This is a genomic window from Streptomyces sp. NBC_00306 (assembly GCF_036169555.1).
Classification (GTDB): domain Bacteria; phylum Actinomycetota; class Actinomycetes; order Streptomycetales; family Streptomycetaceae; genus Streptomyces; species Streptomyces achmelvichensis.
In genome coordinates, this window is the sequence record NZ_CP108032.1 from 8,357,587 (window position 1) to 8,372,932 (window position 15,346).

14 protein-coding genes, 1 tRNA gene and 2 pseudogenes are annotated in these 15,346 nt (G+C 67.0%); 11 read left to right on the forward strand and 6 right to left on the reverse strand.

Annotated elements, in window-relative coordinates:
- Positions 1-56: 56 nt before the first annotated feature.
- Positions 57-971 carry an oxygenase MpaB family protein gene (locus OHA05_RS37500; RefSeq protein WP_328863187.1) on the forward strand — a complete coding sequence of 305 codons (915 nt, stop codon included), beginning with the start codon at positions 57-59 and terminating at the stop codon, positions 969-971.
- Positions 972-1,215: 244 nt separating this feature from the next.
- On the forward strand, positions 1,216-1,809 hold the full coding sequence (locus tag OHA05_RS37505; RefSeq protein WP_328863188.1) for a polyprenyl synthetase family protein: 594 nt from the start codon (positions 1,216-1,218) through the stop codon (positions 1,807-1,809).
- Here the strand turns inward: OHA05_RS37505 and OHA05_RS37510 are convergent.
- Positions 1,788-2,596 (reverse strand): IS5 family transposase gene (locus OHA05_RS37510; RefSeq protein WP_443043805.1). Its coding sequence is split into 2 segments (ribosomal slippage): positions 1,788-2,248 and positions 2,248-2,596, totalling 810 coding nucleotides; the frame shifts between segments, so codons are not numbered across the junction. The two genes, OHA05_RS37505 and OHA05_RS37510, sit on opposite strands and share 22 nt — an antisense overlap.
- Positions 2,597-2,627: 31 nt before the next feature.
- On the opposite strand from OHA05_RS37510, the gene OHA05_RS37515 reads away from it, so the two are divergent.
- Both OHA05_RS37515 and OHA05_RS37520 read left to right on the forward strand, forming a co-directional pair.
- A complete protein-coding gene (locus OHA05_RS37515) occupies positions 2,628-3,146 on the forward strand; it encodes a polyprenyl synthetase family protein (RefSeq protein WP_328863189.1) in 519 nt (172 codons plus the stop codon).
- A 101-nt stretch (positions 3,147-3,247) separates the two neighbouring features.
- Positions 3,248-4,228, forward strand: coding sequence for a terpene synthase family protein (locus tag OHA05_RS37520; protein ID WP_328863190.1), 981 nt, complete (start codon positions 3,248-3,250; stop codon positions 4,226-4,228).
- A 583-nt stretch (positions 4,229-4,811) separates the two neighbouring features.
- Here the strand turns inward: OHA05_RS37520 and OHA05_RS37525 are convergent.
- Positions 4,812-6,197 (reverse strand): cytochrome P450, encoded by a 1,386-nt coding sequence (locus OHA05_RS37525; protein WP_328863191.1) that lies wholly within the window; start codon positions 6,195-6,197, stop codon positions 4,812-4,814.
- A 360-nt stretch (positions 6,198-6,557) separates the two neighbouring features.
- Between OHA05_RS37525 and OHA05_RS37530 the strand changes: the two genes are divergently transcribed.
- Positions 6,558-7,034: a hypothetical protein gene (locus OHA05_RS37530; protein ID WP_328863192.1), complete on the forward strand. Its 477-nt coding sequence runs from the start codon at positions 6,558-6,560 to the stop codon at positions 7,032-7,034.
- A 321-nt stretch (positions 7,035-7,355) separates the two neighbouring features.
- Here the strand turns inward: OHA05_RS37530 and OHA05_RS37535 are convergent.
- Positions 7,356-7,823, reverse strand: a pseudogene (locus OHA05_RS37535) (ArsR/SmtB family transcription factor); the annotation flags it as partial.
- A gap of 336 nt (positions 7,824-8,159) precedes the next feature.
- Here OHA05_RS37535 and OHA05_RS37540 point away from each other — a divergent pair.
- The 6 genes and pseudogenes from OHA05_RS37540 to OHA05_RS37565 all read left to right on the forward strand — a co-directional run bounded on the left by OHA05_RS37540 (position 8,160) and on the right by OHA05_RS37565 (position 12,590).
- Entirely contained in the window at positions 8,160-9,137 is a 978-nt protein-coding gene (locus tag OHA05_RS37540) for an endonuclease/exonuclease/phosphatase family protein (RefSeq protein WP_328863193.1), read from the forward strand.
- A 591-nt stretch (positions 9,138-9,728) separates the two neighbouring features.
- Positions 9,729-10,217: a hypothetical protein gene (locus OHA05_RS37545; RefSeq protein WP_328863194.1), complete on the forward strand. Its 489-nt coding sequence runs from the start codon at positions 9,729-9,731 to the stop codon at positions 10,215-10,217.
- A gap of 100 nt (positions 10,218-10,317) precedes the next feature.
- Positions 10,318-11,187 carry an alpha/beta fold hydrolase gene (locus OHA05_RS37550; RefSeq protein WP_328863195.1) on the forward strand — a complete coding sequence of 290 codons (870 nt, stop codon included), beginning with the start codon at positions 10,318-10,320 and terminating at the stop codon, positions 11,185-11,187.
- Positions 11,188-11,308: 121 nt separating this feature from the next.
- Positions 11,309-11,952 (forward strand): annotated as a pseudogene (locus OHA05_RS37555) (DUF5655 domain-containing protein); the annotation flags it as partial.
- Positions 11,953-11,984: 32 nt separating this feature from the next.
- On the forward strand, positions 11,985-12,284 hold the full coding sequence (locus OHA05_RS37560) for a hypothetical protein (protein ID WP_328863196.1): 300 nt from the start codon (positions 11,985-11,987) through the stop codon (positions 12,282-12,284).
- A gap of 96 nt (positions 12,285-12,380) precedes the next feature.
- Positions 12,381-12,590, forward strand: a complete 210-nt coding sequence (locus OHA05_RS37565; RefSeq protein WP_328863197.1) for a DUF6243 family protein — start codon at positions 12,381-12,383, stop codon at positions 12,588-12,590.
- A 393-nt stretch (positions 12,591-12,983) separates the two neighbouring features.
- Here OHA05_RS37565 and OHA05_RS37570 read toward each other — a convergent pair whose 3' ends face one another.
- The 3 genes from OHA05_RS37570 to OHA05_RS37580 form a co-directional block, all read right to left on the reverse strand.
- On the reverse strand, positions 12,984-14,153 hold the full coding sequence (locus tag OHA05_RS37570) for an IS4 family transposase (protein ID WP_328863198.1): 1,170 nt from the start codon (positions 14,151-14,153) through the stop codon (positions 12,984-12,986).
- Positions 14,154-14,290: 137 nt separating this feature from the next.
- Positions 14,291-14,728: a hypothetical protein gene (locus OHA05_RS37575; protein WP_328863199.1), complete on the reverse strand. Its 438-nt coding sequence runs from the start codon at positions 14,726-14,728 to the stop codon at positions 14,291-14,293.
- 287 nt (positions 14,729-15,015) lie between these two features.
- Positions 15,016-15,089 (reverse strand) — tRNA-Met (locus OHA05_RS37580).
- Positions 15,090-15,346: the final 257 nt, after the last annotated feature.

The window sequence follows — 15,346 nt, forward strand, 5'->3', positions numbered from 1 at the left end:
CTTGCAGTGTCCGCTCGTGTCGGCGGAAGCGAATTTCTCTTGGAGCCAGCTTGTCTGTGACTGGAACACAACGGCGCTTTGACCGGCTTCGCCATATTCAGCGTTTGGATCCGGAGCGGGACTACGAGGAGATCTGGCGGTTGGTCACCGCGCACGAATTTCCTTGGGATTACTGGCAGTCGGTGTCCCTGGCCTTCTTCCGCACCTTTGCGGTCCCGTCCATCAGCGCCCTGCTGGAGGAGACCGGCGAGATCGTCTGCCACACCCAAAAACGTGCGGACGACACCCTGCTGATCATGTATGAGATGGGCCGCCTGGGTCTGGAGAGCCCCGAAGGGCGGGCCTATCTGCGGCGCATGAACCAGATGCACCGACGCTACGTGATCAGCAACGACGACCACCTCTACATCATCGCCCTGTTCATCGTCACGCCGGTGCAGTGGATCAACCGGTTCGGCTGGCGCCGCCTGACCGTGCACGAGGAGCGGGCACTGACCAACTACGGCAGGCGCCTGGCGCAGCTCATGGGCATCAAGGACGTCCCGGCCACCTTCGCCGACTTCGACCAGGTCGCCCAGTCCTACGAGCGCTTGCATTTCGCCGTCACCGACAGCAGCCGGCGCCTGGCCGAAGCTGCTATGGCTTTCACCGCGGACATGCTCCCCAAGTCGTTGCGCGGCCCGCTCAAGCCAGTGATGCGCCGCCTCTCCCTGGCAAGCCTGGACGACGCCCTCCTGCACGCAGTCGGCCTGCCCCTCCCGCCTGAACGCGACCGGCGCCTGGTCACCTGGCTGCTACGTACGCGCGGCCGCATCCTGCGGATGCTGCCGCCGCGCCCGGACAACCGTCCCCACCGCCTGGCCCTGGCAACCTACCCCGACGGCCACCAGGTCTGCGACATCGGACCCGCCTGGCTCACAGACGGCACAGCTGACGAGCAAAACAAGGTCGTGAAAGGACACCGCCCGTGATCGGCCTGGGCAGCGTGGCCATCCCGCTCCCAGTCCAGGCGCACGTCGGCCGTGCGAGTCGATCGCGAAATGCTGCGTAAGGCAGTGGGCGCGCAGGCAGCGGCAGTCCGTCAACCCTGCCGCGGCGCAGCGAAGCGGACCCTGGTCTGATGCCGGAGCATGAGCGACCAACCCGCGCGCACCGCCGCGGCGGCTGCCAACGGTGCACCGACGGGATCCAGGAAATTGGGAGGCGCTGATGGTGATGAGTCCTGTTGGTCCGGGGCGGACGGCCGAGGAGATCCTCCTCGCCGCCCGCGCGGTACTCGACCCTTCCCTGCGAGCTGCGGTGGCCATGCTTCCGGAGCCGCTGCGTGGTTTCGCACAGTTCCACTACGGGTGGGCCGGCTCCGACGGCGCGGCTGCGGAGGGCTGGTTGTCGCGACTGCGGATGCCGACGCTGGTGCTGCTGTCTGCAGACATCAACGGCGACGGCTGGGATGGGGCGGTGGAAGCGGCCGCGGCGTGGAGCCTGATGGGCAACCACACCCTGATCCATGACGACATCATGGACCGCGACAGCCACCGCCGTGGCCGTCCGACCCTGTGGACGGCGTTCGGCACCGCGGCGGCCCTGCAGACCGGCAACGCGCTGCTGGCCCTCGCCATCGAGTTGCTGTCCGAGCAAGGCGGTCCAAGGATTCCGGCGGCCATCGGCCGGATGGGACGAACTGTCCAGGTAATGGCCGCCGGGCAGGTCGCAGACATGGACCTCGAAGCGTGCACCGAGGTGGCGCTGGAGGAATCCATGGCGGTCGTCGAGGCTAAGACGCCATCTCATTTGGCGAGTCTGCGGTAGCAGATGAGGGTGCAGGCGATGCTGGTGAAGGCGAGGAAGTGGTCGGCTTTGCGTTCGTAGCGTCGGTGGAGGCGGCGGCAGCCGGCGAGCCAGGCCATGGTGCGTTCCACGGTCCAGCGATGGCGGCCCAGCCGTTGTGAGGACTCGACTCCCTTGCGGGCGATGCGGTGGGTGATGCCGCGCGTGCGTAACCATTTCCGCAGGTGGGCGTAGTCGTAGCCCTTGTCGGCGTGGAGTTTGGCGGGCTTGCGCCGTCGCCGGCCGCGGCGCGAGCGGATGGGCGGGATGCCCTTCACGAGCGGGATCAGGGCCTGGCTGTCGTGCAGATTGGCCCCGGAAATGCCGACGGATATGGGCAGACCCGATCGTTCCGTGATCAGGTGGATCTTCGAGCCGTACTTGCCCCGGTCGACAGGATTCGGACCTGTCAGGTCCCCCTTTTCAGGGCCCGCATGTTCACCGAGTCGATCGCGCACCTCGACCAGTCCAGCTCGCCGCGGGCACCGAGTTCGTCGAGGACCAGGCGGTGGAGTTTGGCCCACACCCTGGCCTTGGACCACTCCGCAAACCGCCGGTGGGCGGTCGCTCCGGACGGGCCGAACGACGCCGAAGGCAGCTGCTGCCAGGTGCAACCCGATGTCGCCACGAAGACGATCGCCGCCAGCACTTCCCGGTCGCCGTGCCGACGCCGACCACCGCCCTGCGGCCGCGACGGCGCCTCCGGTACCACCCGCTGGAACAACTCCCACAACTCGTCCGGCACCAACCGCTCAACGATCCCCACCATGACTCACAGACTACCGAGTCACCCAAATGAGATGGCTTCTAAGGCATGCCAGGTGATGAGCTATGCCTGCGAGCTGGGCGGCCTGTGCGCTGACGCCGCGGACGACCAGATCGAGGCCCTGTCCGCTTACGGTCACCACCTGGGCATCGCCTGCCAGCTCCAGGACGACCTGGAAGACCTCCGGCCCACGGGCGACTGGGTTGACGGCGTGCACGGCAGTGATATCCGCCGACGGAAGAAGACGCCCATGCTCCTGGCGGCCTTGCGCGCGCAAGGCGCTGACCGTGACCGCCTCGCCGACCTCTACCGCTCTGATACGTCCCTCAGCGACAGGCGGATCCGGGAGGCCGCCGAGCTCGTCGAAGCCTGCGGCGGGTCCGGCTGGGCACTGCGGACGATCGAGGAGCATATGGACCTCGCGTCGCACAGCCTCGACCGCGCGCGGCCCACTCCCCGGGCGGACCGGGAACTGAAAGCCTTTGCCTCCGTGTTCGGCTGCCCCGTCACCGGCCACGACCGCCTCACCGGATCCGTGCCGGTCTCGGCCTAGAGCTCCCCCTGCCGCGGCGGCACCTCTGGGAGGCAGCAGGCCGCCGGGCGCACCGCCTCCCACAGCCCGACCATCCTTTAGCCCCGCCAGAGGAAGACGACATGAGTACTCCCTTTACGGGTTCCACAGGGGCGGCCCCCACGTTCTGGCATCTGTTCCCCGCCCGTTCCAACCCCCTGGGCCCAGGATCCGACGACCACGCGGCAGCCTGGCTCGACGATCACCGCCTCGTCGACGACGCCCGCGAGAGCACCCGGCTGAAGGCCACTCGGGTGGGCAGCGGTGCGGGATTCCTCTTCCCCGATGCCGGCCAGGACCTGCTGGACCTCGCCGCCGACCTGTGTATCTGGCTCAGTGCCTTCGACGACCTCCACGTCGAAGCCCCTCAGGCCACGGCCACAACACTGGCCCCGCACATCGCCTCCTTCACCCACGTCCTGGACACCCGCACCAAGCCGCCCGCTTCCCCCTCCGCGCTCTCCTCCGCGCTGGCCGATCTCACCCGGCGGATGCACGACCTGATGACCCCCGCTCAGGCCGCCCGCGTTACCGCCCGGCTCCACCAGGCTTTCGCGGCCACGTACTGGCAGAGCACCACTTACGGACGCATCGTCGGCCTCACCGAGTACGCGGCCATGCGCCCGCACACCTTCTTCGGCCACGTCCTTGCCGCCCTCATCGAGCCCTGCACGGGCCTCGACCTGCCTGACCAAGTCCTCGACCGCGAGCCGGTCCGTCAGCTGATCGATAGCACGGCACGACTGTGGGGGTGGGTCAATGACGTGTACTCCTTCCCCATGGAGCGGCACGGGCTCGGCGCCCCGCCCCAGACGCTGCCGCTCATCCTGGCCCACCAGCACGGCCTGTCCCTGCCCGAGGCGTTCGCCGCAGCCTGCCGCCTGTGCGACACGGAGGCGGCCACTGCCCACCGCCTCGTGACCGAGCTGACCGCATCGCCCATCCCTCAGCTCTCCCACTACGCCTGGGCTATCAGCCATGCCATCGGCGGAACAAGGGTCGTCTACCAGACCAGCGAACGCTGGCGCGCCCACCTCACACCCACCACCCTGCGAACCCGATAACCTGCCCGCCTCACAGCAGAGCCAGCCCGCACCAGCGCGCCCGCGCACCGGCCCGATCGCGACACCACTACAACACTCACGCCGTCGCATTCACCCGTCCCCGTCTGGCTGGCCCCCCGAACCGGTGCCACGCTCGTCCCGCCCCACTCGAAGTCCGGAGGACGCACGGTCCGTGTGACGCGACGGGCCAGGGGTGTATGGGGCGTGGACACAGGCAGAGGGCCCTGCCGAGTCAGGCTCGGGGGCGGGCCGGTTCTGCTGTGAGTCCACAAGCCGGGCACGGCATTCCTGGCAGAGCGAATTCCCACAGACTCCGTATCCGCAGCATGTTCGATGACTTCTCTGCACGAACAGCACAGGCCGAAGCGACGCCGACAGGAACCATCACCCTCGGTCTCCTAGCGCGACAAGCCCAGCGGTAACCAACGCGGGCCGGACCTGGAATCCCCTGAAAGCCCGGCTTTCTACAGCCGGTCACCTTGAGAGACCTTCACGACAGCTCGCGCAGCCGGATCGGTGATGCGGCGTGGGCTGTGGTGATGCGTCTACTTCCGCACTACCGCCAAACGGCTCAGCGGCCCGCCTAACGGCACTCACTTTCAGCGAGACGGGCAGGGGGCCGGGCTCGTAGTGTGGCGCGCAGTGTGGTGGAGGGATGGAGCTGTAGGCCGATCGTGGGGACCACTTTCCCCGGGGCGATGTCTACGTGGAAGCGCATGGCCAGTGTTGCGATCACCAGTGTTGCCTCGACCAGGGCGAACCGGGCGCCGAGGCAGGCGCGGTGGCCGCCTCCGAACGGGAACCAGGCATGCGGGGGCGCACTGCGTTGGGCGTGCGTGTCCCAGCGTTCGGGGCGGAAGGCTGTGGGGTTGGAAAACCAGCGGGCGTCTCTGTGCGTCGCCCACGGGCTGCACCAGAGCGTCGTCCCGGCCGGGATCCGGATTGCTCCCAGGGTGGCTCCTTCCCGTGCCACCCTGGGAGGAATGATCCACGCGGGCGGGTAGAGACGTAGGGCTACCTTGACGATCTGCTGGGTCCAGGTCAGCTGCTCGTAGTCGGCGTACGTTGGGGGGCGCCCGTCGAGTACGCGGTCGAGTTCCGCGGCGAGCTTCCTTCGCGCGTTCGGCGATGCCGAAAGCAGGTACCAGGTCCACGTCAGCGCGGTTGCCGTGGTTTCGTGTCCAGCGGCCCAGAGCGTCACCGCTTCGTCTCGCACCTCAGCGGCGGTGAGCGGCCGTCCCTCCTCGTCCCGGGCTGCGAGCAGCCTGCCCAGCAGGTCCTCGCCGCGGTCGCCTGCCTCTCCTGATGCCTGTCGGGCATGGATGAGTCGGTCGACCTCAGTCTCGACGGTCGCGACGGCCTTGAGCAGGCGTCGGCGGGCGGGGGTACGCACCCAGGGCGGTAGAAAGAGTCCGATGCCCCGCAGCTCGGCGCCGATCTCTCGCCCGGCCACGGACATCGCGTCTCGTAGTGCGTGGGCCTGGTCGCCGATGTCGTTGCCGAAGAGGTTGCGGACCACGATCCGCTGGGAGAGCTGATCCATCTCTCGCAGCACATCGATTTGCGTGCCTTCGTGCCAGCGGTCGGCAAGTGCCACGGCGCAGTCGACCATCGTCGTGGCGTAGCGGCGTACCTGAGAGGGGCGGACGGAAGGCTGGACCAGGGATCGCTTGCGGCGCCAGCCAGCGCCCTGGCTGCGCATGATGCCCTTGCCGACCAGTTGTTTGAACGCCCAGCCGGCATCGAGATTCTCGAAGTGTCCTTCGTTGCTTCCCAGGAGCTCGGCGATGTGCTCAGGGTGGGTGAGGGACATGACCTTCATCGGGCCGAGCGACCAGGTCACGACGTCCCCGAACTCGTCGCGCAGACGTTCTAGGAATGCCAGCGGGTCGCGGCTGAAAGCTGGGAGGTTTCCGAGCAGCGGCAGTTGGCGTGGGCCGGCAACGGGGACGAAGGGGACAGGGGGCACTCCTCGTGAACGAGCAGCGTCGTGAACGGTTGCGCGCGGAAGGGAGCAGTGCCGTAGCTCTCACCCGGGTGAAAGCTCGGCCAGTAGTGGCGCGCTCAGTCCGCCGACCGGCCAGGCGTGCCCCCCGCAAGGGCCTCGGTGCAGTCCGGGGTTGAAGTCGTCTGGACGTTGATGCCGATCTCAAATTTCCCCGGTGCTGCTGTTCGTGCCCCAAGCGGTTGCCGTGGTCAACGAGTGCCGGAGTCACCCGCGAGCACATCGACGTCTCTTCCCCGCATCGGTCTGTCTCCACAGTCGTTGATCTTGCTGCGGCAAGGCTCGCGCCGCCCATGTGTCGATCAAGAGAGAGCGAGATCCTCGATGTCCGTTGCCCTGCCTTCGAAGCCCCACCGCACCCGGCTGAGGGCCCTGGCCAGTACCGTCGCCACCCTCGGCGCCGTTGTTCTTCCGCTGGCCGCGACCACCCCGGCCCACGCCTCCACCGAGAACGTCTTCGTCCGGTACACGCAGCATGACGCCTTCGAGAACCTGATCTACGAGGTCGTGTTCACAGGCAAGGTCTCCTCCAACGGCCCCACGAGTTACACCCTGACCGGCACTCTCGACGCGTGGTGCAACGACGGCCCGATCTTCACTGAGTACGCGGGGGTCGCCTACAGCCCTGCGTCCGCGTCCCACACGTGGAAGACGTACAAGTGCTCTGACCTGGCGCAGGAGATCAACGTCACCGGAAGCCGGAAGGCCGGTGAGGCGATCGACATCAAGGTAGGCGGCACCAGCGGCACCGCCAACACCTGGAACACCACCAGCAACAGCACTTACAACATCGGCAGCTGACCTGCCGTGTCGAAGCCCCCGTCCCGGGCAATCGGACCCGGCGGGGGCTTCGCCAGATCTCCTCGCCGAATTCAATGTGAGATCTCCTCGCCCCCACTTGCTCTCAACGATCCACGGTCAGGCTTGTCACCGACCTTTCAGACACGGCCTAACGCTCTGGCGAGTGCGGCACGTCCGTCGTTTTGTACGGGAGCTCTCCCGGCGTCCCCTGGTGTAGGTAGCGGCCGAGTGCCATCAGGGAAAGACCTGACGGTAGAGGTGGTATCTCGGCTGGGCAATTATCTGCTGGCGGTGCCTCAAAAGCAGTGCTGGTCTGAGCCCTTAGCCCGAACTGGCGACCAGCGCCTCGCCGAGCGGGGTGCGCCGGTAGAGCACCGACCGTCCGGACCGGGCGCGGACGAGCAGCCCCGCGCTTCGCAGGATGGCGAGGTGGTCTCCAACCGCGCCGGGTGCCATGGCGAGGCTTCGGGCGAGGTGGCTGGTACTGGCCGGGGCGTCCAGCGCCAATAGCAGCCGGGCTCGGGCTCGGCCGACCAGAGCGGTCAGCGTGTCCGGTTGGGGGACGGTCGCCTGTTCGCCCCACAGGGCGGCGGTGCCGCGGGCGGGATAGACCAGGGTCCTGGGCCAGGGTCTTCGGTGGGCGGCGATATTCCCGACGAAGACCGAAGGGATCAGCAGTAGCCCGTCGCCGGCGAGGCGGATGTTTCCGACTGGGGGGAAGAAGCCGATCTCGATACCGCCGGGGCGCCAGTCGATGCTCGGGTGCAGGCTCTCGATGGTCGTGGTCCATCGGCGGACGCTGTCTGGCACGGCAGGGCGAGACCGAAGGGTCCTGCACCGTGCCTGGTCGAAGACACGTACTCTCCTTTGGTGGGGGAAGGTGGCCCACGGATTCCTGGACTTCCTGCGGCTTCCCGGCGCGGATCTCCGGGGCGGCGACGGCGTTTCGGGTTCAGGACGTTCGTTGTCTACGAGCCACTTCTGCACGGCAGTGGCGCTGTCTGAGTCGTGGGGTCGCCAGCGGGCCCGCTGTTGGTTGCTTGGTTTCACTGGAACGGGTCTTGTATTCACGATCCGTGATCTTGGACTCTCGTACACTCTGGCTTCCGCGTCGAGGAGGATTCCGTGCCGTCTGAACCCGACATTCTGGCGCCGCCCAAGCGGGTGGCGGAACGTCTCGCACGGTGGGAGGCGGCGCTTGACGAGTCGGTCAAGCCGAAGAAGGCTGGATCGAATCTGCGTATTGCGACGTGGAATCTGCGGGCCTTCTCCGGCTTGACCAAGGCGTGGACCACGCCGGAAGGGGCTTCACCGAAGCGGAACTTCACCGATGTGCGGGTCATTGCCTCGGTGGTGAGCCGGTTCGACGTGGTGGCGGTGCAGGAGGTGCGTGGCGATCTTCGGGCGCTGCGCTACTTGCTCAAGGCGTTGGGGGAGGACTGGGCGTTTGTCCTGACCGATGTGACCGAGGGGAGGGCGGGCAATAACGAGCGCCTTGCGTTCCTGTTCGATACGCGGCGGGTCAAGCTGTCGGGTCTGGCGTGCGAGCTGGTCGTCCCGCTGGAGCAGGAGGCGGGTGTTGCCGCGGGTGACCTGGACCGGCAGTTCGCCCGCACGCCGTATGCGGTCAGCTTCCTGTCCCAGGGGCAGACCTTCACTCTGGTCACGTTGCACGTCCTGTTCGGTGAGAAGGCCGCTGACCGGGTGCCGGAGCTGCGGGCGATCGCCGAGTGGCTGGCCGGCTGGGCGGAGCGGGAGTTCGGTTGGGACCACAACCTGATCGCGCTGGGGGACTTCAACATCGACCGGGCGGGCGACCCGTTGTTCGAGGCGTTCACCTCTACCGGGCTGGTGCCCGCTCCGGAGTTGGAGGGGCTGCCGCGGACCATCTTCGACGACCCCGGTGCCGAGCACTTCTACGACCAGATTGCCTGGTTCACCCACGGCCAGGAGCGCCGGCCGGTGTTGACGCTGGACGCGGTCGGCGGCGGTCATGTCGACTTCGTCCCGGAGCTGCGGGGGACCGGCACGCTCAACGACCTGTCGTGGCACGTCTCCGACCACTACCCCCTCTGGGTCGAGTTCGCTATCCCCCAGGACTGAGCAAAGCGCCGCCTGTTCCATGCGCCGGGTGCAGGCGTAACCGCCCAGCGGATCATCCGACGGCGCCGGTGTTGCCATCACCTCGTTCCCCTGAATAGGGAGTGCGCCGTTGGCCGAGCAGATAGAGAGCACGGGATCGCGTCCGCACCCAGAGGAAGTGCCCTGCCGGTAGGCGTCGGCGAAGTCTCGACGGCGGGGAGCAGCACGCAACCGGTCGGAGGGCGCTGCGGGTTGCGCCTGGGCCCCTGGAGAGGCGTCTGCCATGTTGTCGAATACCGTCGCTGCGACCCGGGGAGTCCGATCCACATGGCGATCACGTCGCTGGACGCGACAGGCAAGGGACAAGCCCGCTGGACCAGGCCCTGAACGCCCTCGACATCGTCTTCGACGGCCGCATCTCCGCGGTCCGCCACTAACCTCAACAGCCCGAGTTGCAAAGTTCATTGGACGGACCCGGTCATGGGCAGCGTCCACCTCTCTCAGGGCGGTGGATCTTGCTAGACAGGCCACAGCCTGGGACAACCCCGAAACGGGGGCCACCACACGGTCCCTGCTGCAGAGTAGGCGTGGCTGTCTCCAAGGCTGGGCATTATGCACAGCGACGAGGGGGGTGCCGTGAGCGGGAGCACAAGCGAGCACGAGACGACTGTTGAGATCATCGGCCTTCGGATGAAGGAGTATGAATCCTTGCGGTCGGAGGTGGTCCAGAGGGTTGGGGCCCGACAACAACTGGCCGGATACGCCGGTGCGGCCACCGCCATCGCAGCAACGCTCGGCAGCGGCCTCGGGGTCTGGCGCATCGTTTTGGTCGGGCTCGTGCTCCTAGTCGCCTACCTCTACCTGCGGGACAGCAACGACGGCATCCAGAGGCTGGGGAAACACCTGCGGCTTATCGAGAACGACGTGAACGACTTGGCTCGCAGCGTGTACGGGCGGGAGATCCTCTCCTGGGAGTCCAGCAGGCAGACCGAGCGGAACGGCGAGAAGAGGTTCTGGAGGGCCTTCGGGCGTTTCGGCGGCTGGCACCGCGATGAACCGCACGCGAGGGTACCTGAACCACGCGGAGAATCCGAAGAGTAGAACGACCCTTGAACTGCGCCTCGAAGCCACACGTTGTGTGTCCGCCGCCGCTCACAACAGCGGCCCCATCTGCTTCGCGGCCGTGCCTATCATGCTGTTCATGAGCCAGTTGCTGAGCCTAGAAATCCCGGAGCACGCGCGCCCGGTGCGTCTTGAAACGGAGCGGGGCGTCTTCGCCGCCCTGGACGTCCCACCTCCTGGGCACGCCCCCGTGCGGGGGACGGCCCTGCTCGTACCTGGCTTCATGGGCAGCAAAGAGGACTTCCTCCCCATGCTGCCCGCCCTGAGCGCCGACGGCGTACGTGTACTGGCCCTGGACTGCCGAGGTCAGTGCGAGACCGGCGACGCCTCGCCGACACCCTCGTACTCCCAGGACGACCTGGCCAGCGATCTGGTAGCCGTTACCCGTTCCCTGGGCGCCGGCCCGGTGCATCTGCTGGGTCATTCGTACGGGGGAAGTCTCGTCCGCGCGGCGGTCATTGCGACTCAGGGGGAGCCCTCTCTCTGGGCGTCGGTCACTCTGATGAACTTCGGTCCAGGCGCAGTCTCTTCTTGGCAGCGGGAACGCCTGCACCTGCTGCTCTCCGTCGTGGAATCGATGTCCCTGGCCGAGATCTGGCCGTTCGTGCGAAGCAAGGACGAGTCCGTGCCCGAGGACGTCGAACGCTTCCTGGAGCGTCGGTGGATGAGCAACAGCCCGAGCCAGTTGGCGGCCGTCGCGCAGCACATGCTGGACGAGACGGACACTACGGCTGACCTGGCCCGAATGACCGTTCCCGTGTCGGTGATCTCTGGCACTCCCGACGAGACGTGGGACCCTGACGGAGTGGAGCGGATGGCCAGTCAACTGGGAGCCAGGTTCGTCCGGATCGAGGGCGGCGGTCATTCCCCCAATGTGCACAAACCCGCTGAAGTGGCTTCCGCCCTACTCGATTTCTGGCTCACCCGGCACGGCGCGGCAGTCGCCTGACATCGAGTGGTGACGGTTCCGAGCCCGTATTAACCGGCACCCCCACCGCTGGGGCGGACGTCGTCGCTCGCGGTGGGAGTCCGGCCTTCGCGGCAACGACCCGATGACTAAGTTCAGAGAAGGCGTCATCAACCAGGGCCCATTTTACCTGGCGTGGTTGATGGACCACCGTGCCGACTTCGAGCACCTGGTCCGCGACCGGCTCGGGGTGACGGCCGCGTCCCAGGCCCCGTGGAGCGGACTGCGCCTGATCTGCATCGCCGGCGATTTCACGCGCTACGACGTGCACGCCGTGTGCGAGCACTGGACGTCGATCGACCTGGTCTGCTACCGACTCTTCGGCGGCGACCTCCTCGGGCTTGAGACCGTGGCGTCCGTGAGCGGCGGCATACAGGTGGTTCGCCACGCCGCCAGGCAGTTGCTCGGGCAGCAACTGACGTCCAGGGCGCGGGGATGATGGAACTGACGGGCGCAGTCGACGAGGCACTGCTCGGGCCCAGGGACGGCGTGAACCGTGTCGAGCGCAAGCAGTGCCGGGCGTACCAGCGGCTGCGGAACTTCGCCTGCCTATGTCCGCCGCAGCGGAGCAAGCTGTTGGTCTACCTGAAGGTCGACCCGAACAACGTCGACCTCGTTCCGGGGTTCACCCGGGACGTGTCGGGTCTCGGTCACCACGGGAGGGGTGACCTGGAGGTTCAGCTCCGTACGCCGAGGGACGTGGAGAGAGCGCAGGATCTGTCCCCGGCGAGCCACGTGGCGGCGTGATCGTCTGTGGGCCTCATGGCCGTGCTTGCTTCGTGGCTGCTCTGTGGTCGTGGGGTGGTGCCTTCCGACGTGCGGGCAGGGCGTGGGACGTCGAGCTGACGGTTCAGGACGGCACGCTGCACGTCTGGCTCGGCCTCGACGCTGTGGACGTCCGGGCGGCTTGCGCCGATTTCACCCGCCTGCTGTCGCACACCCCTCCCTACACCGACTGCCTGGTCGGTGACGACCATAGGCCAGGCCGACGCCGGGACGGCGAAAAGCTCTGGTATGCGGAGCCGACGGGACCAGGTAACGTCTTGCTCATGTTCTTCCAGACGCCGATTTACGAGTGAGAGCGTGATGGGCCCCTGCTGACGTCCTTTGACGTCGCCGTGTCCTTCCCACACCGATGAATCCGTAGATCACTTCACAACATTCCGGGAGAACCCGTGAGCAAGAACATCAACAACCCCGTGGGCATGGGCGGCGGCCAGCGCAAGAAGCTGTCCCGCGACGAACGGCAGAACAACGGTCCGCACCGCAACCTCGACCGCCAGGGTGCCGCCGACCAGAAGGCGGAGCTGGTGCGCAAGATGCGCGAGAAGGCAGGCACAGCCGAGGGCGCCGGGCAGACGGGCGACAGCACCGCAGAGAGCTGACGCACCGCCACCGCAGGGCGGCACCGCACGGGGCAGGGCCCGGACCGCGACACGTGGTCCGGGCCCCGCTGCCGTACCGGGCGCGGCCTGACACTGGGGCCGCACGAGTGACAGGCGAGGTTCTCACTCCAGACCATCCTGCGGAGGGTTCCCGGCGTACCTGGGTATGCCCCAATGCCGTTGCGTTAGGGGCTTGTGGGTTGGGGTCTTGCGATGAGGACGGCTTGGGGGCCGGTGCGGGTCGGCTGGGGCCAGTCACGGTGTCCAGTTCGCTTGAGGTGGTAGTTGGACATCTTGCGTTTCACGACGCGCGCCTGGCTGCGGAGTCGTCTGACGGGCAGGAGCCGTTCCAGCAGGTCTTGTTCGAGCATCACCAGGGCTCTGACCAGGAGCTCAGGGGGAAAAGCTGCCCGGCGTGACGGTCACACTGCGCCGGGCAGAGCGCAAGGTTTCAGTGAAGGAGATCCGGTCGGGGTCCAGGTCTCGCGTGGCTGCCGTTCTCAGCATGAGTTCGCGCAGAGCACGGTGGACCAGAAGATGCGCCCAGATCTGCTGCCGGATGCCCTCGGGTGTTTTGCTGCTGAGTACAACGCGTGCGCCTCGTTGATGTGTCTTGATCTCGGCGAAGACGGACTCGATCTCCCAGCGTTCGCGGTAGAGCGCCGCCAGTTGCCGGGCCGGATACCGTCGAGCGTTCAGAAGGGTGGTGACCAGGCGATAGTCGCCCTCGCCGACCCGGTCCCTGAGCCGGTAGGCCAGAACACGGACCGCGACCGGCTCATGGCGCGCAGGGCCGCCACTCGCTCTGATGCGGGAGAGCCAGGACCCGTCCCGGAACTGCGTGACGACAGGCAGGACGCGGTTGGCGGGCACTCGCCACAGCAGGTCAGCGCCGGTCGCGGTGAACGCCTGCCACAACGGCACCCCGAGGAACTCGCGATCGGCCAGCACAAGTTGGCCCGGGCTGCAGGACCGGGGCAGGCGGCCGACCAGAGTGACTTCCCCGGTGCGGCAGCCGGCGAGTTCCGCGTCCAGAACTGCATGGCTGCCCACCTCCACCAAAGCAGCCATCCGCACCTGCGGAAACGCGCTTCTGCCCGCCCCGCGGCCACTGCCCGGACGTCCGAAGGCGGCCTCGTTAGCCTCACTGTCCTCGACGTCCCAGCACGTTCCATCAACCGCAAGCAGCCGCAAGCCTCGCCAGAACGCCCCGGGCGTCGCCTCGGTGGCCATCGGCTTCGCGGTCGTGGCGAACAGCACCCGCAGCGGTTCAGAGCCCAGCCGCTCACGGGCCCTGAACAGCGAGGACTTCGCCGGAACACGCCAGTTGCCCAGCAGCCCCACACCCCGTAGCCCCTCGACCAGGTGCCGCATCACTTCCAGATACGGAGCAGGCGAGAACAAAGCCAGCCCCAGCACGAAGTACACCACCAACCGCGCGGGAAGCAGCCGTCGGCGCTGCTCAGAACGCCCGCACGCGGCCACCACCCGATCCACCAGGCCAGGCGGATACACCCAGGTCAACAAACCCAGACCCGATAACTCACCCACACTCGCAGCCACCCGAACCACCCCCGGGATTCACTGCCAAGCAGACTACGCCCAAGGCAAAGGCAACGGCATTGGGGTATGCCCACCTACAGCGGAGGCGCCTGCGGGGCGCTACCGCCACGTACAGCTGACGACAGCGCCCCCGAGGGTCAACGGCGGATGTTCACCGTGACCCGGATGCCGCCTGCGGCACTCACGGCGCCGCCGATGATTCCGACAGCCGCAGCGGCTTGCGGTTCGCCGCTGAGGGCCAGTACGACCACAGCAACGATGGAGACCAAGCCGGTCACCGTCGTCAGCCAACCAAGAAGACGAACGTTGTGCGGGGTGTCGCTTGGGGTACGGTCAAGGGGCGTCAAGGCTTCCGATCTCCTCATGGTGGACGGGCGCCCGACGTCAGGCGAGAGGGAGATCCCGGCGAGGCCAGCCGTCGCAAGCAAGTGCCTCACCGTGGGTCTCCCTTCGTCGTTCCGAAGGGCTTCGGTGTTCAGCAACTCTAAGGCGCACCATTGACAGTCGGTGCGGGACGGGCGCAAGTCGCCCTCGTCGTAGGTGACTTGGCACATGTTCTTCACGCCGTCTGCCATAGCGCGCGATGCTGACAAATGAATGATCTTGGAATGCGCAGGTCAGACGTGTGACCTTCAATGCGACGTTTCACGACCATCATGAGCCTTCACGTGGGACTCACGGCAGGAACGGAAGCTGGAGGCGACGTGACGAGCTCGGACCCTTCGCTGATGGCATAGGCAATCTGTCCGTTTCAAGTGCAGTTCAAGTGCCGGATCTGCTGGCAAAGCGCTCCGCGAAGATCAACCCTGACCCCAAGATGGAAGGGCCCGGATCCGTAGTGGATCCGGGCCCTTCTGAGCAGTAGCGGGGACAGGATTTGAACCTGCGACCTCTGGGTTATGAGCCCAGCGAGCTACCGAGCTGCTCCACCCCGCGTCGGTAGACCTCACCCTAAGCCACTGGCGGGGCCGCCGCTGCCGGCCCCGCTACAGAACACCTTGCGCACCTCCTGACGGCCCTCAAGCATCTGGCTTTCACCGATCCACAGGCACGCTCCGTCGCCGCGGCGACGGAGCGTGCCTCCCGGCAGGTGCTCCGGTCGGCAGAGGTGGCCCGCATGAAGGTTCGGCGGTCCCCAAGCCTTGCTGACGTTGCCGCAGGAGAACATCGCCTCTTGAAGGCCCGTGTCGTGC

Excerpts from the sequence above, each read along its gene's own strand:
- OHA05_RS37550 (WP_328863195.1), top strand. The coding sequence starts at position 10,318 with ATGAGCCAGTTGCTGAGCCTAGAAATCCCGGAGCACGCGCGCCCGGTG.
- OHA05_RS37505 (WP_328863188.1), top strand. The coding sequence starts at position 1,216 with ATGAGTCCTGTTGGTCCGGGGCGGACGGCCGAGGAGATCCTCCTCGCC.
- OHA05_RS37515 (WP_328863189.1), top strand. The coding sequence starts at position 2,628 with ATGGCTTCTAAGGCATGCCAGGTGATGAGCTATGCCTGCGAGCTGGGC.
- OHA05_RS37575 (WP_328863199.1), bottom strand. The coding sequence starts at position 14,728 with ATGGCAGACGGCGTGAAGAACATGTGCCAAGTCACCTACGACGAGGGC.
- OHA05_RS37530 (WP_328863192.1), top strand. The coding sequence starts at position 6,558 with ATGTCCGTTGCCCTGCCTTCGAAGCCCCACCGCACCCGGCTGAGGGCC.
- OHA05_RS37545 (WP_328863194.1), top strand. The coding sequence starts at position 9,729 with ATGCACAGCGACGAGGGGGGTGCCGTGAGCGGGAGCACAAGCGAGCAC.
- OHA05_RS37520 (WP_328863190.1), top strand. The coding sequence starts at position 3,248 with ATGAGTACTCCCTTTACGGGTTCCACAGGGGCGGCCCCCACGTTCTGG.